We start from the raw sequence: 18,080 nt of genomic DNA, 5'->3' as shown, positions 1-18,080 counted from the left end.
GCTACGCCAGCTTGTCCACGACCTCCGTGAGCGCGCGCAGCTCGTCCTCGGTGTTGTAGTAGTGCACGGACGCCCGCACCATGCCGGGCAGGCGCCGCACCTCCTGGTCGAACTGGTAGGAGGTGGGGCGCGTGATCGAGGTGTTGATCTTCGCCGCGGCCAGCCTCTCGCGGACGTCCGCGGCGTCGATCCCGGCGACGCTGAAGGTCACGATGCCGGACTTGCGCTTGCCCTGGTCATGCACGGTGACGCCGGGGATCTGCTCGAGGTCGGCGCGCAGCCGCGCCGCCAGCGCGGTCACCCGCTCCTCGATGGCCTGCAGCCCGGTCCGCTGGGCGTAGTCGACGGCGGCGCCGAGACCGAGCACCAGGCCGTAGTTGCGTTCCCAGGTCTCGAACCGGGTGCCGTCCAGCGCGATCTCGAACTCCGTCGGCGCGGTCCAGGTGGCCGAGTACAGGTCGAGCATCGCGGGCTGGAGCCGCTCCCGCAGCCGCGGGTGCGTGTAGAGGAAACCGGTGCCGCGCGGCCCGCGGACGTACTTGCGGCCGGTGGCGGACAGGGCGTCGCAGCGTAGGCGGCGCACGTCGAGGTCCAGCTGCCCGGCCGACTGGCACGCGTCGAGCAGGAACGGGATCCCGGCCCGCTCGGCGATCGCGCCGACCTCCTCGGCCGGGTTGATCAGGCCGCCCTGGGTGGGCACGTGCGTGATCGCGATGAGCTTGACCTTGTCGTCCAGCCGCCGCTCCAGGTCGGCGATGTCCAGCTGCCCGCTCTCGTCGTCCTCGACGACCTCGACCACGGCGCCGGTTCGGCGGGCGATCTGCAGGTAGGCGATGGCGTTGCTGGCGTACTCCGCCCGGCCGGTCAGGATGCGGTCGCCCGGCGAGAAGCGGAACGCGTAGAACACGGCCTGCCACGAGCGGGTCGCGCTGTCGGTCACCGAGATGTCGGCGGCGTCGGCGCCGAGGAAGCCGGCGATGCTGTCGTAGACGCCCCGGATGCGGTCGGAGTGCGCGGCGGCCGTTTCGTAGCCGCCGCGCACCGACTCCTCCCGCAGGTAGTCGAGCACGGTGTCGGTGACCTGCCGCGGCGGCAGCGCCGAGCCGGCGTTGTTGAGGTGCACGACCTCGTCCGTGCCCGGGGTGTCGCGACGGAGGCGGTCGACGTCTTCTTCACGCAGTGTTGTCACAGACCGACCATATTGGGCTCGTCCAGGCTGGGACAGCGTTTTACCACGTCGTCCCAGTCGTACTCGGGCGCGACGCGGCGCAGGGCGGCCAGGGTCGCCGGCATGCGGCCGCGCGCGGAACCGTCGGCGATCTTGACGGCGACCGTGGTGCCGTCCGGCAGGATCGCGATCTGCACGGCCTCGGCGCCGTCCTTGGCGATCAGCCCGGGCACGGCCGACATGAGCTGGGTGACGTCCCGGTTCGGGCCGGCCAGCATCTCCGGGTGCTTGCGGATCGCCTCGGCCACGCGGTGCTCCGCCGTCCCGTGCGGCGCGGTGGCGACCCGCTGGACGGCCCGCGCCAGGCCGCGCAGGGAGATGGCGAACAGCGGCGCGCCGCACCCGTCGACCGCGGTGTGCGCGACCGGTTCCCCGGCCAGCTCGGCCACCGTTTCGGCGAGCGCGGCCTGCAGCGGGTGTGCCGGGTCGAGGTAGTCGCCGGTGGACCAGCCGTTCAGCTTCGCGGTGGCGAGCATGGCCGAGTGCTTGCCCGAGCAGCAGTGCGCGAGACGGCGCGGCGCCCGGCCCTCGGCGATCCACCGGTCGTGCAGGACGGGGTCGTGGGGGAGGTGCGCCGGGCACTTCAGGTCGTCCTCGGTGAGCCCCGCCTCGGCGAGGATCCGGGTCGCGCCGGCCAGGTGGAACTCCTCGGCGGAGTGGCTGGCGGCGGCCAGCGCGAGCAGATCGGGCGGCAGGTCGAGCCCGAGCCGCACCATGCCGGTGGCCTGCATGAGCTTCGCCGTCGACCGGGGGTAACCCGGCTCGTCGACGTCACCCCCGGCCTCGAGCACCTCGCCACCGGGGCCGAGGACGACCCGCGATCCGAAGTGGACACTTTCCACGAGCCCGTCGCGGACTACCTGAACCAGAGGGATCACCACGCCCCGAGGCTCGCCGCGCCGCTTCGGCCCTGTCAAGCGGATGCTCGTCACTACACGGTCTTGATCACCCCGCCGTCGGCCAGGTAGTCGGCGCCGGTCAGGTTGCCCGACCGCGGCGAGGCGAGGAAGGTCACCAGCGCGGCCGTCTCCTCGGGCTCGGTCAGCCTGCCGGTCGTGATGCCCATCGCGGCCGGGACGCCGGCCAGGTACTCCGCCAGCGGAACCCCGGCGGCCGCCGCCAGCTCACCCGCGTACCCGTCCGGGTCGGCCCAGTTGGCGGTCCGCGTCGGGCCCGGGCTGACCGTGAGCGCACGCAGGCCCCGCGGCCCGAACTCCTCGGCCAGCGCCTTCGTCAGGTTCGTCAGCGCCGCCTTGGCCGTGCCGTAGTCCACCGGCGGGAACGCGGCCCGGGCTCCGATCGACGAGATGTTGATCACCACTCCGCGCCGCCGCAGCAACCCGGGCAGCAGCGCCCGGGTCACCCGCACGGTGGCGAACAGGTTCAGATCGTACGTCCGCTGCCACGCGTCGTCGTCGATGTCGAGGAAACCTCCGGCCCGCATGCTGGTCGTGGTCACCCCGCCGAGGTTGTTGACCAGGATGTCCACGTCGCCGGCCCGCTCGGCGAGCAGCGCCACCCCCTCGGGTGTGGTCAGGTCGGCCCGCACCGGGACGCCCTCGCTCACCGTGCGTGCCGCCGCGAACACGGTCACGCCCTCGGCGATCAGCGCCCGGACGATCGCCAGCCCGATCCCCTTGCTCGCGCCGGTCACGACCGCCGTCTTGCCCTCCAGCTGCAGGTCCACGTGCTCTCTCTTTCTTGAACTAGAGTTACAAAATGAGCGCAGCGCAAACGGCTGCGGGTCGGTGGGTTCAGAGCGCGCGCAACGCCGTCTCGGCCAGGCCCGCCAGCCGCCGCGGGTCCGGGTCGGCCTTGGCCAGCACCCGGATGCCGTTGATGGTGGTGAGCAGGAACGCGGCGAGCGCGCGGGCGTCGGCGGCCGGGTCGATCTCGCCCGCCCGCTGGCCCTCCTCGATGGTGCTGCGGAAGGCCGCCTCCTGCCGTTCGAAGGTGCGCCGCACCAGGTGGTTGACCACCTCGTCGGTCTCGCCGAACTCGACCGCCGCGTTGGCCATCATGCAGCCCCGCCGGTCTTCGCGGGCTGCTTCGACGATCAGCTCGAGCGCGGCGCGCAGCCGCTCACGGGCAGGCCCCGGCCCGTCCAGGATCTCGATCAGCCGGACCGTCTCCCGCTCGTAGTAGCGCCGCAACGCCCGCTCGTAGAGGGCGTGCTTGCTGGTGAACGCGTTGTACAGGCTGCCCCGCCCGATGCCCAGCGCGTCGACCAGCTGCTGGGGCGTGGTGCCGCCGAACCCGTTCGCCCAGAAGACCTCCATCGCCCGGTCCACGGCCGTGTCCACGTCGAAGGCCTTCGCTCTCGCCATGCCCCGACCGTAGCTCAAACTGGAACTGTAGGTCAAATAAACCTCGCTCGGCACGTCGGCGCGTTTTTTGTCGGTGCCGCGAGCTACGCTGACCCTCCAGGCCGGGAGTCCGCGTGAAACACAGGGGAGGTTCTTGCTGGTGTCGAACGATTCCTTCGTCCACCTGCACGTGCACACCGAGTACTCGATGCTCGACGGTGCGGCGAAGATCGCCCCGCTGTTCGCCGAGGCGAGTCGCCTCGGCATGCCCGCGGTCGGGATGACCGACCACGGCAACATGTACGGGGCGGACGAGTTCTACCAGCAGTCGCGCAAGGCCGGGCTGAAACCGATCATCGGGATCGAGGCCTACATCGCGCCGGAGTCGCGGTTCCACAAGAAGCCGGTGTTCTGGGGGCAGGCGTCGCAGCGGGGCTCGGACGAGTTCGGTGAGGGCGGTGACGTCTCCGGCGGCGGTGCGTACACGCACATGACGATGCTGGCGGAGAACGCCACGGGTCTGCGGAACCTGTTCAAGCTGTCGTCGCTGGCCTCGATCCAGGGTTACTACCGCAAGCCGCGGATGGACCGGGAGCTGATCGCGGAGAACGCCTCGGGGATCATCGCCACCACCGGGTGCCCCTCGGGTGAGGTGCAGACGCGGTTGCGGCTGGGGCAGAAGGCCGAGGCGATCCAGGCGGCCTCGGACTACAAGGACATCTTCGGGGCGGACAACTTCTTCCTCGAGCTGATGGACCACGGCCTGCCGATCGAGCGGTCGGTGCGGGAGGGGCTGCTGGAGATCGGCAAGCTGCTCGACCTCAAGCCGCTGGCCACCAACGACTCGCACTACGTCACCAAGGACCAGGCCGCCTCGCACTCGGCGTTGCTGTGCGTGCAGTCGGGCAAGACGCTCAACGACCCGAACCGGTTCAAGTTCGACGGTGACGGTTACTACCTGAAGTCGGCCGCGGAGATGCGCGAGTACTGGGACACCGAGGTGCCCGGCGCCGCCGACAGCACCCTGCTCATCGCCGAACGGGTCGAGTCGTACGAGGACGTCTACACCCACAAGGACCGGATGCCGGTCTTCGAGGTGCCGGAGGGGCACGACGAGGCGTCGTGGCTGCGCGCCGAGGTCGACCGCGGCCTGGCGTGGCGGTTCCCCGACGGCGCGCCGGAGGGGTACCGCGAGCGGCTCGACATGGAGCTCGAGGTCATCATCGGCAAGGGCTTCCCGGCCTACTTCCTCGTCGTCGCCGACCTCATCAACTACGCCCGCAAGGTCGGCATCCGGGTCGGCCCTGGCCGCGGTTCGGCGGCGGGTTCGCTGGTCGCCTACGTCCTGGGCATCACGAACCTGGACCCGATCCCGCAGAAGCTGCTGTTCGAGCGGTTCCTCAACCCCGAGCGCGTGTCGATGCCCGACATCGACATCGACTTCGACGACCGCCGCCGCGGCGAGATGATCCGCTACGCCACCGAGAAGTACGGCGCGGACAAGGTCGCCCAGGTGATCACCTTCGGCACCATCAAGACGAAGGCCGCGATCAAGGACGCCGCGCGGGTGCACTTCGGCCAGCCGGGCTACGCGATCGCGGACAAGATCTCCAAGGCGCTGCCGCCGCCGATCATGGCCAAGGACATCCCGCTGTCCGGCATCGTGGACCCGCAGCACGAGCGCTACGGCGAGGCCGCCGAGGTCCGCACGCTGATCGAGACCGACCAAGAGGTCTCCACGATCTTCGACACCGCGCGCGGGATCGAGGGCCTGATCCGCAACGCCGGCGTGCACGCCTGCGCGGTCATCATGTCCAGCGAGCCGCTGATGCAAGCCATCCCGCTGTGGCAGCGCGACGACGGGTCGATCATCACCGGGTGGGACTACCCCTCCTGTGAGGCCATCGGCCTGTTGAAGATGGACTTCCTGGGTCTGCGCAACCTCACCGTCATCGGTGACGCCATCGACAACATCAAGGCCAACCGCGGCATCGACATCGACCTGGACACCCTCGGCGTCGACGACCCGGAGACCTACAAGCTGCTCTCCCGCGGTGACACGCTCGGCGTGTTCCAGCTGGACGGCGGCCCGATGCGGGACCTGCTGCGCCGGATGCAGCCGACGGTGTTCGACGACATCGTCGCGGTCGGCGCGCTGTACCGGCCCGGCCCGATGGGCATGAACGCCCACAACGACTACGCCGACCGGAAGAACAACCGGCAGCAGGTCAAGCCGATCCACCCCGAGCTGGAAGAGCCCCTGAAGGAGATCCTGGCCGACACCTACGGCCTGATCGTCTACCAGGAGCAGATCATGCACATCGCGCAGAAGGTCGCCGGCTACTCGATGGGCCGAGCGGATGTGCTGCGCCGCGCGATGGGCAAGAAGAAGAAGGAGGTCCTCGACAAGGAGTTCGAGGGCTTCCACGCCGGGATGAAGGAGAACGGCTTCTCCGACGAGGCCATCCAGGCGCTGTGGGACACGATCCTCCCGTTCGCCGGGTACGCGTTCAACAAGAGCCACGCGGCCGCGTACGGCCTGGTGTCGTACTGGACGGCGTACCTCAAGGCGAACTACACCGCGGAGTACATGGCGGCGTTGCTCACCTCGGTGGGTGACAACAAGGACAAGTCCGCGGTCTACCTGTCCGAGTGCCGCCGCCTCGGGATCAAGGTGCTGCCGCCGGACGTCAACGAGTCGGGACAGCGCTTCGCCGCGGTCGGCAACGACATCCGCTTCGGCATGGGCGCGGTCCGCAACGTCGGCGCCAACGTGGTGGAGTCGATCATCAAGACCCGCCAGGAGAAGGGCAAGTACACCTCGTTCACCGACTTCCTCGACAAGTCGGAGCTGGTGGCCTGCAACAAGCGGGTCATCGAATCGCTGATCAAGGCCGGCGCGTTCGACTCCCTCGGCAACACCCGCCTGTCGATGATCCAGGTCCATGAAGACGCGGTGGACGCGGTCGTGCCGCTCAAACGCCAGGAGGCGATGGGCCAGTTCGACCTGTTCGGGGCGTTCGGCGGAGACGGCGAGGCGGCCGAGGCCGCGCCCGCGTCCTCACCGCTGGCGCACCTGAAGTTCGGCGACGAGGAATGGCCGCGCAAGCAGTTGCTGGCCTACGAGCGGGAGATGCTGGGCCTGTACGTCTCGGCCCACCCGCTGGACGGCGCCGAACGGATCCTGCGCAAGCACGCCCCGCGCCCGATCGCCGCGATCCTGGACAACCCGCCCAAGGAAGGTGAGCTGGTTATCTCCGGTCTGATCACCTCGCTGGAGCGGCGGGTCAACAAGAAGGGCGAGCCCTGGGCCATCTGCACGGTGGAGGACATGGACGCCTCGCTGGAGGTGCTGTTCTTCCCCAAGGCCTACGCCATGTTCTCGGCCGATCTGATCGAGGACAACGCCGTCCTGGTCAAGGGCCGGGTCAACTGGCGCGAGGACAAGATGTCGGTCTTCGGGGGCGGCCTGGTGCCGCTGGACCTGTCGGAGATCGGCAACGGTGAGGACGAGCCCCCGCTCGTGCTGCGGTGCACCGCGGAACGCCTGGACAAGAGCGTGGTCGGCGAGCTGAAGTCGACGCTGCTCGCCCACCGCGGCGAAACGCCCGTCCGGCTGAAGCTGGTGGGCAAACAACGCGAGACGACGTTCGCCCTCTACGACTACCCGGTCAAGGTCAGCTCCATGCTGATGGGCGAGCTGAAAGGCATCCCCGGCATCACCGCAGGCACCTGAAAGCCGCAAACCACGACAAAACCGCCACTCGGCAACGAAACGACACCACCCCACGAGCCACCCCTCTCCCGCAACCCGATCCCCAGCCAAATCGGTTGCCGAGCAGCGGGGTCAAGGCACGCTTTCCAGCCTTGACGCCGCTTCTCGGCAACCGAACACTGAAAGATCGGGTTCGGGAGGGGCACTCAATCGGGGCGTAGCGAAGCGAAGCCGGCGCTTTCAGCCGCGCGCAGCGCAGATACCCGCGTAGCGCGCGCAACCCGGACCCAAAGGCCACCATGGATGGGTGACCCTCACCCGCGAAGCAGACCCGCGCCGCTGGAAGGCCCTGGCCGTCACCCTCACCGCGGGGTTCATGGGCCTGCTGGACGTCAGCATCGTCAACGTCGCCCTGCCCTCCATCCAGAAGGGCATCGGCGGGGACGCCGGCACCGCACAATGGGTCGTCTCCGGGTACGCGCTCACCTTCGGCCTGGTCCTGGTCTCGGGTGGCCGTCTCGGCGATGCTTTGGGCAGGCGGCGGATGTTCCTCATCGCGCTGGCGGCGTTCGTCGCGATGAGCGCGTTCGCCGGGGCGGCGCCGACGGGTGAGGTGCTGGTGGCCGCGCGGCTGCTGCAGGGGTGCGCGGCCGGGATGCTCACACCGCAGAACACCGGCCTCATCCAGGACCTGTTCCGCGGCGCCGAACGCGGCCGGGCGTTCGGCGTGTTCGGGTCGGTCGTCGGGATCTCCACGGCGGTCGGGCCGGTCCTGGGTGGCGTCATCCTCGCGGTGTTCGGCGAGGAGCACGGCTGGCGCTGGGTGTTCTTCGTCAACGTGCCGATCGGGGCGTTCGCGTTCATCCTGGCGTTGCGGTTGCTGCCGCGCGCCGAGGGCCGTCCCGCGCGGCTGCGCTCGGAGATCGACTTCCTCGGCGTGCTGCTGCTCGGGCTCGCCGTGCTGTGCGTGCTCCTGCCGCTGGTGGAGTCCGAACGGGACGGTCCGCGGCGGCTGTGGTGGCTGTTCCCGATCGCGGTGGTGCTCGGGTTCGCGTTCGTCCGCTGGGAGAGGCGCGTCGTGCGGCATGAGGGCACGCCGCTGATGGACGTCCGGCTGTTCACCGAAACCCCGGGCTACACACCGGGTGCGGCGATCGGCGCGGTCTACTTCTGCGGGTTCGCCGGGATCTGGCTGGTGTTCGCGATGTTCTTCCAGCAGGGCCTGGGGTACACGCCGCTGGAGTCGGGGCTGGCGGTGACCCCGTTCGCGGTTGGCGCGGCGGTGTCCGCGGCCGTGGCCGGGCGGCTCGTCGCGCGGTGGGGCCGTCGACTCACCGTCGCCGGCCTGTCCCTCGTCGCGCTGGGGCTGGGTGTCGTCGCGCTGCTGGCGTGGCTCGCGCCCCGGCCGGACCTCGGGCTCGTGGTCGCGTTGCCCCTGCTGGTCGCCGGGATCGGTGGAGGCATGGTGATCTCGCCCAACACGACACTGACCCTGGAGTGCGTGCCGAGGCGCATGGCCGGGGTCGCCGGGGGAGCGTTGCAGACCGGGCAGCGGATCGGCACGGCGATCGGCACCGCGGTGCTCGCCTCCGTGTTCCGGGCGGTCCTTCCCGTCTCGGACAACGACTTCCCGTCCGCGCTCGCCCTGTCGCTGCTGTGCGCCGTCGGGTTCGTCGTCGTCGCGCTGGCCCTCGGGATCGCGGAGCTGCGCGCCCGGCGAGCACGCCGCTCTAACGATCAACTACTCAGCGCCACAACTGCTGCTCCATACGAGTGAGAGTTTCCCGAAAGCGCTAGATCTACGGAGAGCGACCGGGTAAACCTTGTCTAGCCTTCACGGTCCGGGTATCAGCTACGCACAGTGGCGAGATGGGGCGCGTTCCGGGGATGGGAACCGCGCTCCTGGCTCTCGAGAACGGACACTCAGGGTCACTCCCGGCCCGGTGCCGTCGGCGTCCGCGGGGGATCGTGCGGCGGTGCGAAGGCACCCACGTGGGTGGGCCCGGACGAGGGGGAGCCGGGCCCACCCGCCCGGTGTGCTGGGATGAGGCGGACAGCAGCCGACCGGGAGGGGATCAGGCATGTCCGTGGCACCGGCCAACCGGCGGTTCCGTGTCTGGTACCGGCCGATGAGCGCGCGGAACCGCGACGAGCGGCACCGCGCGGCGACCCCGCTGGAGTTGTTGTTCGACCTGTGTTTCGTCGTCGCGGTCGGCCAGGCCGCGGCGGAACTGCACCACGCGCTGTCGGAGAACCACGTCGGCCACGGGGTGCTGAGCTTCCTGCTCGTGTTCTTCGCGATCTGGTGGGGCTGGGTGAACTTCACCTGGTTCGCCTCCGCGTTCGACACCGACGACGGCCCCTACCGGCTGCTCACGCTCGTGCAGATCGGCGGCGCGCTGGTGGTCGCCGCCGGCGTCGGGAAGGCGTTTTCCGACGACTTCACCGTGATCGTGATCGGGTACGTGCTGATGCGGCTGGCGATGGTCGCGCAGTGGCTGCGGGCCGCGAAGAGCGTGCCCGAGTACCGGTCTACCGCGCTGCGGTACGCGCTCGGCATCACGATCGTCCAGGCGGGCTGGGTCGCGCGGCTCGCCGTCCCGGAATCGTGGTTCCTGCCCAGTTTCCTGGTGCTCGCCGCGGCCGAGATGCTCGTGCCGGTCTGGGCGGAGCGGCGCACGCCGACGAACTGGCACCGCCACCACATCGCCGAGCGGTACGGCCTGTTCACGCTGATCGTGCTCGGCGAGACGATCTTCGGCGCCACGAACGCGGTCCGCGAGGCGATCGACACCGGCCACGACGTGCTCGACCTGGTGTTCCTCGCGGTGGCCGGGCTCGTGCTGGTGTTCGGCATGTGGTGGCTGTACTTCGACCAGCCCGGCCACCAGCGGCTCGCCCAGTTCAGGTACGGCTACGCCTGGGGCTACGGCCACTACCTGATCTTCACCTCGGCGGCCGCGGTCGGCGTCGGCATCGAGGTCGCGCTGGACCACGAGACCCACACCGGTCACGCGCCCGAGCTGGTCGCCGCGTTCGCCACCACCCTGCCGGTCGCGGTGTTCCTGGTCAGCGTCTGGCTGCTGCACGTCGGGCCGCGCAACGAGTGCCGCCCGATCGCGATCGGCTTCCCGCTCGCCGCGGTGCTGGCGCTCGCGGTGTCGTTCACGCCGGTGCCGGTGTACCTGACGGCCCTGGTCGTCGCCGCGCTGGTCGCCACCGTGGTGATCGCCAGCCACGGTGAACCGGTCAGCGGCTGACCAGCTTCGGCAGCACCTCGCCCAGTGGTTCGCGCAGCACCACGGTCGCCACGTCGTCGTAGGGCGTCTCGGAGGCGTTCACGATGATCACCGGCGCCCCGGCGGCCGCGGCGATGTCCACCAGCCCGGCGGCCGGGTGCACGGTCAGCGAGCTGCCCAGCGCCAGCATCAGGTCGCAGGTGATCGCGGCTTCGCGGGCGCGGTCCACCACGTGCGGGTCGAGCATCTGCCCGAACGACACCGTCGCGGACTTCAGGATCCCGCCGCAGATCTCGCACTCCGGATCGGACTCCCCGGCCCGCACCCGGTCCAGCGTCTCGTGCATGTCACGGCGGTCGTCGCAGGACAGGCAGATCGTGTCGGCCATCGTGCCGTGCAGCTCGACGACCCGGTCCGGGGAGTTCCCGGCCTTCTGGTGCAGCCCGTCGATGTTCTGCGTGAGGATCGCCGACAGCCTGCCCTGCCGCTCCAGATCCACCAGTGCCAGGTGCGCCGCGTTCGGCCGCGCCCACCAGCCCGGGTGGTCGAGCCGCGCCTGCCAGGACTGCTCGCGCACCTCGCGGCTGGCGACGTAGTCGTCGATGTGGGACAGCTTCTCCGCGGCCGGGTTCTTCGTCCACACCCCCTGCGGGCCCCGGAAGTCCGGGATGCCCGAATCGGTGGAGACGCCGGCGCCGGTGAGCGCGACGATCCGCGAAGCGCCGTCCACGAGCCGCCGCGCGTGATCGAGTTCCGGAGCGGTCATGCCCCCATCGTGCCGCCCCGGAACCGCGATCACCACACCGTCACTTCAGCGCGCTGCCCTGCTGCCACTGCTCCCAGGACAACGCCCAGTCGCCGTAGAGGTCCCACACCGGGAGCTGCTGCCCGCCGGAGTTGGTCACCTCGACCACGTCGCCGAGGCCCATGTTGTGGAAGAACCACTCGGCGTTCTCGGCGTTGAGGTTGATGCACCCGTGCGACACGTTCGAACTGCCCTGCGCGCCCACGCTGTTCGGGTTCTCGTGGACGAACTCGCCGTCGTTGGAGATGCGCTCGGACCACTTCTCCTCGGACCGGTACCACCGCGGGTCGCCCTGGCAGACCCCGTAGGTGCAGGAGTCCATCGTGTAGCTCTCGGCCTTGAACGAGATCACGTGCGGGCCGAGGTGCGTTGGCGTGGAGTCCTTGCCCATCGAGATCGGCATGGTCTTCACCACCTGGCCGTTGTGGAAGATCTGCATCTGCTCGGTGTTGCCGTCGGCCTTGGCGATCCAGGAATCGTGCACGTGGTAGGTCTCGGTGCGGTCCTCCGCGCCGTAGACGCCGTTGCCGAAATCGACGCCGTAGATCTTCGCCGAAACGGTCAGCGTGGTGCCCGGCTGCCAGTACTCCTTCGGCCGGTAATGCACGTTCTTGTCGTCGATCCAGTACCAGCTGCCCTGCTGCGGCGGATTCGACACCACCGACAGCTGTTTTTCCACGTCCGCCTTGTTCTTCACCGCGTAGGTGAACTGGAAGACGATCGGCTGGCCGACGCCGACGCCGGTCTGCGCCACCGCGGCCGGCGCGGGGATCATGTTCGGGTTGGCCTGCTTCGACGGCGACACGGTCGTCACCTGGCCCTGCTGCTCGACCGTCTTGCCGCTGCGGTCGGCGCCGTGCGCGTCGATGGCGTAGGTGCTGCCGTAACCCAGCGGTTCCGACGAGGTCCAGGTGGTCTTGTCGGCGGAGAACTCGCCCTTGACGGTGGTGTGCTTGGCGGTGTTCTGAACGGTCACGTCGGTGAGCGTGCCGTTGGCCGCCTTCACCACGATCGGCGTCGCCGGGCTGATGTTCTTGGCGTTGGAGGGCTCGATCGACACCGTCACCGCGGCCGACTGCCCCGAACTCGCGGGCGCGCCGGTGCCGTTGTTCGAATTGCCGGAATTGCCGGAAGTGCAGGCCGGAAGAAAGAGCGCCACGGCGAGCAGTCCGGCCGCGATCGGCGCCCTGCGGGTGAAAAGTAAAGTCTTCTTGACTGTCATGTGGTCTCTTTTTGGGAAAATGGTGGGTGAGCAAGCAAAACTACCGCGCCGGGATAGACGCGCCCACACCCGGTTTGTTCAGCCGGAGTGGTCCGGATCACCGCGTTTTCCGCGGGCTCACGCGATCTTCACCCCGGGGCCGCCGTAGAGGCCCGGCCCGTCGATGGCGAGGTCGCGCAGGTAGATCCGCGCGGCCTCGTAGGCGAGGTCGGTCAGCTCCTCGGTGCGGCTGAAGTCCAGCGGGCTCAGGCGGACCGGGCGCGGGCCGGGCAGGTAGACGACCGGGACCTCGGCAGCCGCGATCGGCGCCTCCAGCACGGCCTGGTTCCGCATGCTCACCATCGCGGTGTACATGAGCACCTCGGCGAAGGTCTGCGGCGGCGACGGGATCTGGCCGGGGAACGCGCAGTCCAGCACGACTAGCGACCGCGCGCCGAGCGTCAGCGCCTGCCGCATCGGCACGTTCGCGACCAGCCCGCCGTCGTAGAGCAGGCGCCCGTCGTGCTCGACCGGCGGGTAGATGCCCGGGATCGCCGCGCTCGCCAGCAGCGGCGGGCGCAGGTCGCCGGAGGTGAACAGCCGGGCCTCCGCGGTGTCCACCTCGGTGGCGACCACGCCGAGCGGCAGCGCCAGGTCCTCGAACCTGGTGCCCGGCCCGAGGTGCTCGTCGACGATCGTGGACAGCCCGATGTTCGGGAACAGGTGCGTCTTGCTGTGCCGCAGGGTGCGCACCTGGCTGAGGACGCCGCCCGGGAACGCCTCGTGGCGGGTCATGTGGGTCCACGTCTTGCGCAGCCGCTCGCCGGCGTCGTCCGGGTCCAGCGCGAGCACCGCGCCGTTCAGTGAGCCCACGGACGTGCCGACGACGAGGTCGGGTTTGATCCCGGCCTCGGTGAGCGCGCGCAGCATCCCGACCTGCATCGCACCCAGGCTGCCGCCCCCGCCGAGCACGAACCCGACCGGGCGGGGCAGGTCGACCTCGGGCATCGGACCACCTCCCTCCGCATGGTGCTCCGCGTTCCCGGGAGACGCCATCGGAGGCCGGGTGGCGTTCACCACCTCGGGCAGGGGGCTTCCCTTCCGCACTACCAGCGAGTAACACTGGTCACAAACCCGTTGACGGCGGAGCGCGGAGGTGTTCGGTGGTTGATCAGCCGAAGGTGACGGAGAAGGAAGCCCGCGCGGTCGCCGAGGAGGCCCGCGAGAGCGGCTGGCGCAAGCCGTCGTTCGCCAAGGAGCTGTACCTCGGCCGCTTCCGGCTGGATCTGGTCCACCCGCACCCGCGTGCCGAACCGGCCGCCGCGGCGAAGGCCGAGCAGTTCCTCACCCGCCTGCGCGAGTACGCCGAGACCCTCGACGGCACGGTCATCGAACGGGAGTCGCGCATCCCCGACGAGTACGTCAAGGGTCTGGCCGAGCTGGGCTGCTTCGGGATCAAAATTCCCGAGGAGTACGGCGGGCTGGGGCTCTCCCAGGTCGCCTACAACCGCGCGCTCGCGCTGCTCGGCTCGGTCCACCCGACGCTGGGTGTGCTGCTGTCGGCGCACCAGTCGATCGGCGTGCCGGAACCGCTCAAGCTGGCCGGCACGCCCGAGCAGAAGGCGAAGTTCCTGCCGCGCTGCGCGAAGGGCGCGGTCACCGCCTTCCTGCTCACCGAGCCCGACGTCGGCTCCGACCCGGCCCGCCTGGCGACCACCGCGACCCCCACCGAGGACGGCGGCTACCTGCTCGACGGCGTCAAGCTGTGGACCACCAACGGCGTCGTGGCCGAGCTGGTCGTCGTGATGGCGCGGGTGCCGCGCAGCGAGGGGCACCGCGGCGGGATCACCGCGTTCATCGTCGAGATGGACTCGCCCGGCATCACCGTCGAGCGGCGCAACGCGTTCATGGGCCTGCGGGGCATCGAGAACGGCGTCACCCGCTTCCACCAGGTCCGGGTGCCCGCGGACGCGGTCGTCGGCGGTGAGGGCAAGGGGCTGAAGATCGCGCTGGCGACGCTGAACACCGGGCGGCTGTCGATCCCGTCGATGTGCGCGGGCGCGGGCAAGTGGTGCCTCAAGATCGCCCGCGAGTGGTCCGCGGCGCGCGTGCAGTGGGGCAAACCGATCGCCGGGCACGCCGCGGTGGCGAACAAGATCTCGTTCATCGCCGCGACCACGTACGCGCTGGAGAGCGTGCAGGAGCTGTCCGGGCACATGAGCGACGAGGGCCGCAACGACATCCGCATCGAGGCGGCGCTGGCGAAGCTCTACGCCAGCGAGATGTCCTGCAAGATCGCCGACGAGCTGATGCAGATCCGCGGCGGCCGCGGCTACGAGACCGCCCAGTCGCTCGCCGCGCGCGGGGAACGCGCGGCCGGCGTCGAGCAGCTGGTGCGCGACCTGCGGATCAACCGGATCTTCGAAGGCTCCACCGAGATCATGCACCTGCTCATCGCGCGGGAGGCGGTCGACGCGCACCTGGCCGCCGCCGGCGCGCTCGCCGACCTGGAGGCGGACCTGCCCGCGAAGGCGAAGGCCGCGGCCAAGGCCAGCGGGTTCTACGCGAAGTGGCTGCCGCAGCTGGTCACCGGCCGCGGCCAGGTGCCCACGTCGTTCGCCGAGTTCGGGCAGCTCGCGCCGCACCTGCGCTACATCGAGCGCACGGCCCGCAAGCTGGCGCGCTCGACGTTCTACGGCATGGCGCGCTGGCAGGCCGGGCTGGAGAAGCGGCAGGGTTTCCTGGGCCGGATCGTCGACATCGGGGCCGAGCTGTTCGCCATGTCCGCGGCGTGCGTGCGGGCGGAGATGCAGCGCGAGGACGACGTGCGCGAGGGCGAGGCGGCCTACGAGCTGGCCGACGTGTTCTGCCGCCAGGCGCGGGTGCGGATCGAGGTGTTGTTCGAGGGCCTGTGGCGCAACACCGACGACGCCGACCGCCGGCTCACCGACCGGGTCCTGGACGGCGCCTACACCTGGCTCGAGGAGGGCGTGCTGGACCCGAGTGAGGGAACCGGCCCGTGGATCGCGGACTGGCGGGCGGGAGCGTCCACCGAGGACAACGTCGCGCGGCGGTACGCGACCGGCTGAGCCGTGGTACTACTCGGCGATGGCGTTCGTCGAGCTGAGCACGGACACTGTGGACGGTGCGATCGCCGCGGACCGGCTCGGCGCCGACCGCGTCGAGCTGTGCGCCGCCGGGGCGCTCGGTGGGCTGACGCCCGGGCCGGGGCTGCTCGCGGCCACACTGGCGCGCTGCGCGCGGGCCGGGGTGCACGCGCTGATCCGCCCGCGCGACGGCGGGTTCCGCTACGCGCCGGCCGAGGTGGACGCGATGCTCGCCGACGTCCGGCACGCGGTCGCGGCCGGGGCGGCGGGCGTGGTGGTCGGGGCGCTGACCGCGGCCGGCGGGGTCGACCGGGTCGTGGTGGGAGAGCTGGTAGCCGCCGCGGGCGGCCGGGAGGTGACGTTCCACCGGGCGATCGACGTGTGCGCGGACCCGTTCGCGGCGCTGGAGGTGCTGGCGGAGCTGGGTGTGCGGCGGGTGCTCAGCTCCGGCCAGGCTCCGACCGCGGTGGAGGGTGCGCCGGTGCTGGCGCGGATGACCGCGGCCGCGGGTGACCGGCTGGCGGTGATGGCGTGTGGCGGGATCCGGCCGCACAACGTCCGTCAGGTGCTCGACGCGACCGGGGTCCGGCACGTGCACGCCGCGCCGCGCCGCCCGGCCGAACAGACCCCGGCGACGGCCGTCGACTTCGGCGTGCACGCCACCCTCGACGTCGAGGCGGCGAAGGAGCTGATCGCCGCCGCGCGGTGACTCACTCCGCCTTGCTGGGCTCCGTGGGGCGCTCCTCGAGCTTGCCCATCGCCTTCTTCTTCTTCCACCGCAGCAGGAAGAACACGGCCACCGCGACCAGCACACCGACCACGATCAGGCCGCCGGTGTTCATCACGCCCTCGATGCGCTTGGCCGCCTCGCCCATGGCGGCGCCCAGGCTGATGTGCAGCAGCGACCAGCTGACCGCACCCGCGGCGGCCGCCGGCAGGAACTTCCGGAACTCCAGGCCGGAGGTGCCCGCCGCGGCCGGTGTCAGCGTCCGGATCACCGGCAGGAACCGGGCGAAGAACACCGCCCACGCGCCCCTGCGGTGCAGCACGTCGGTCGCCTTGTCCCAGGCGTCCGTGCCGTACTTCTGGATCAGCTTGGTCTCCCGCAGCCGCGGCCCGAACTTCCGCCCGATCGCGTACCCGAGCGAGTCGCCGAGGGTGGCGCACACCGCCACCACCGCCCACAGGATCAGGAACCGCGGCGCGGTGTTGGCGGTGGTCGCGGCGACCAGCAGTCCCGACTCGCCCGGGGCGATGAAGCCCAGCCCGATCGTGCACTCGGCGAACACGAGCGCGCCCGTCGCGCCGACCAACGCCGGCTGCGGCAGTGCCTGCAGCCATTCCAGGATGTCGGTTACCAACGCCACGTGCGATCCCCTGTCCGTTTACGCCCCTGCTGACCCCTTCAAACTACCGTGCACGGTATCGGGCTCGCGGCGCACTTTCGTCAGGGAATTCCCCCGACTTTCAGCGGGTCAGCAGGCTGCTGGCCTCCTGCGCGGCGGGCCCGGCCTCGGCCAGGTGCGCGAGGTTCGCCGGCAGCTCCTCGCCGCGGTGACGCTTGGTCTGGGCGTACAGCCGTCCGGCGCGGTAGGACGAGCGGACCAGCGGCCCGGCCATCACACCGGCGAACCCGAGGCCCTCGGCGACCTTGGCGTGCTCGACGAACTCCTCCGGCTTGACCCACCGGTCCACCGGGTGGTGCCGCACCGACGGGCGCAGGTACTGGGTGATCGTCAGGATCTCGCAGCCCGCGTTCACCAGGTCGCGCATCGCCGGCTCGACCTCCTCGGGGGTTTCCCCCATACCGAGGATCAGGTTCGACTTGGTGACCAGCCCGGCCTCGCGGGCGCGGGTGATGACCTCCAGCGACCGCGCGTAGCGGAAGCCGGGGCGGATGCGCTTGAAGATCCGCGGGACGGTCTCGACGTTGTGCGCGAGCACCTCGGGCGCGGAGCCGAACACCTCGGCCAGCTGGGCGGGGTCGGCGTTGAAGTCCGGGATCAGCAGCTCGACACCGGTGCCCGGGTTGAGCGCGTGGATCTGGCGGACGGTCTCGGCGTAGAGCCAGGCGCCGCCGTCTTCCAGGTCGTCGCGGGCGACGCCGGTGACGGTCGAGTAGCGCAGGCCCATCGCCTGGACGCTCTCGGCGACCCGGCGCGGCTCCTCGCGGTCCAGCGCGGCCGGCTTGCCGGTGTCGATCTGGCAGAAGTCGCAGCGGCGGGTGCACTGGTCGCCGCCGATGAGGAACGTCGCCTCGCGGTCCTCCCAGCACTCGTAGATGTTGGGACAGCCCGCCTCTTCGCAGACCGTGTGCAGGCCCTCCCGGCGGACCAGGCCTTTGAGCTCGGTGAACTCCGGCCCCATCTTCGCGCGGGTCTTGATCCAGGACGGCTTCTTCTCGATCGGGGTTTCACTGTTGCGGACCTCGAGCCGCAGCAGTTTCCGACCTTCAGGCACAACAGTCACGCGCCCCAGC

Annotated in this window: 14 protein-coding genes; 5 read left to right on the top strand and 9 right to left on the bottom strand. The window is 70.4% G+C overall.

Annotated features, from left to right (window positions below):
- Position 1: 1 nt before the first annotated feature.
- From IE290_RS22845 to IE290_RS22830, 4 genes are all read right to left on the bottom strand, one after another.
- A complete protein-coding gene (locus IE290_RS22845) occupies positions 2-1,180 on the bottom strand; it encodes an aminotransferase class V-fold PLP-dependent enzyme (protein ID WP_191246918.1) in 1,179 nt (392 codons plus the stop codon).
- A gap of 5 nt (positions 1,181-1,185) precedes the next feature.
- A complete protein-coding gene (locus IE290_RS22840; RefSeq protein ID WP_229874673.1) occupies positions 1,186-2,103 on the bottom strand; it encodes an asparaginase in 918 nt (305 codons plus the stop codon).
- 56 nt (positions 2,104-2,159) lie between these two features.
- Complete coding sequence (locus IE290_RS22835) at positions 2,160-2,915, bottom strand: SDR family oxidoreductase (protein WP_191246718.1); 756 nt, start codon at positions 2,913-2,915, stop codon at positions 2,160-2,162.
- 67 nt (positions 2,916-2,982) lie between these two features.
- Positions 2,983-3,555 carry a TetR/AcrR family transcriptional regulator gene (locus IE290_RS22830; protein ID WP_191246717.1) on the bottom strand — a complete coding sequence of 191 codons (573 nt, stop codon included), beginning with the start codon at positions 3,553-3,555 and terminating at the stop codon, positions 2,983-2,985.
- 139 nt (positions 3,556-3,694) lie between these two features.
- Between IE290_RS22830 and dnaE the strand changes: the two genes are divergently transcribed.
- The 3 genes from dnaE (at position 3,695) to IE290_RS22815 (ending at position 10,509) form a co-directional block, all read left to right on the top strand.
- The gene (dnaE, locus tag IE290_RS22825) at positions 3,695-7,270 is read left to right on the top strand and encodes a DNA polymerase III subunit alpha (RefSeq protein ID WP_191246716.1); all 3,576 of its coding nucleotides are present in this window, start codon (positions 3,695-3,697) and stop codon (positions 7,268-7,270) included.
- Positions 7,271-7,625: 355 nt separating this feature from the next.
- Positions 7,626-9,026 carry an MFS transporter gene (locus IE290_RS22820; RefSeq protein ID WP_229874672.1) on the top strand — a complete coding sequence of 467 codons (1,401 nt, stop codon included), beginning with the start codon at positions 7,626-7,628 and terminating at the stop codon, positions 9,024-9,026.
- A 304-nt stretch (positions 9,027-9,330) separates the two neighbouring features.
- Positions 9,331-10,509 (top strand): low temperature requirement protein A, encoded by a 1,179-nt coding sequence (locus IE290_RS22815; protein ID WP_191246714.1) that lies wholly within the window; start codon positions 9,331-9,333, stop codon positions 10,507-10,509.
- On the opposite strand, the gene IE290_RS22810 is transcribed toward IE290_RS22815, so the two are convergent.
- From IE290_RS22810 to IE290_RS22800, 3 genes are all read right to left on the bottom strand, one after another.
- On the bottom strand, positions 10,499-11,254 hold the full coding sequence (locus IE290_RS22810) for an SIR2 family NAD-dependent protein deacylase (protein ID WP_191246713.1): 756 nt from the start codon (positions 11,252-11,254) through the stop codon (positions 10,499-10,501). The genes IE290_RS22815 and IE290_RS22810 overlap by 11 nt on opposite strands.
- A 40-nt stretch (positions 11,255-11,294) precedes the next feature.
- On the bottom strand, positions 11,295-12,515 hold the full coding sequence (locus IE290_RS22805) for a L,D-transpeptidase (RefSeq protein ID WP_191246712.1): 1,221 nt from the start codon (positions 12,513-12,515) through the stop codon (positions 11,295-11,297).
- Positions 12,516-12,632: 117 nt separating this feature from the next.
- The gene (locus IE290_RS22800) at positions 12,633-13,502 is read right to left on the bottom strand and encodes a patatin-like phospholipase family protein (RefSeq protein WP_191246711.1); all 870 of its coding nucleotides are present in this window, start codon (positions 13,500-13,502) and stop codon (positions 12,633-12,635) included.
- 155 nt (positions 13,503-13,657) lie between these two features.
- Between IE290_RS22800 and IE290_RS22795 the strand changes: the two genes are divergently transcribed.
- A complete protein-coding gene (locus IE290_RS22795; protein WP_191246710.1) occupies positions 13,658-15,583 on the top strand; it encodes an acyl-CoA dehydrogenase family protein in 1,926 nt (641 codons plus the stop codon).
- Between the two features lie 19 nt (positions 15,584-15,602).
- Positions 15,603-16,310: a copper homeostasis protein CutC gene (locus IE290_RS22790; RefSeq protein WP_191246709.1), complete on the top strand. Its 708-nt coding sequence runs from the start codon at positions 15,603-15,605 to the stop codon at positions 16,308-16,310.
- A 1-nt stretch (position 16,311) separates the two neighbouring features.
- On the opposite strand, the gene IE290_RS22785 is transcribed toward IE290_RS22790, so the two are convergent.
- On the bottom strand, positions 16,312-16,968 hold the full coding sequence (locus IE290_RS22785) for a DedA family protein (RefSeq protein ID WP_191246708.1): 657 nt from the start codon (positions 16,966-16,968) through the stop codon (positions 16,312-16,314).
- A gap of 100 nt (positions 16,969-17,068) precedes the next feature.
- Complete coding sequence (lipA, locus tag IE290_RS22780; RefSeq protein ID WP_191246707.1) at positions 17,069-18,070, bottom strand: lipoyl synthase; 1,002 nt, start codon at positions 18,068-18,070, stop codon at positions 17,069-17,071.
- Positions 18,071-18,080 lie beyond the last annotated feature (10 nt).

Source organism: Amycolatopsis deserti (assembly GCF_014653945.1).
Classification (GTDB): domain Bacteria; phylum Actinomycetota; class Actinomycetes; order Mycobacteriales; family Pseudonocardiaceae; genus Amycolatopsis_E; species Amycolatopsis_E deserti.
The sequence above is the reverse complement of the archived record's forward strand: the minus strand, read 5'-3'. Positions and strand labels throughout refer to the sequence as shown.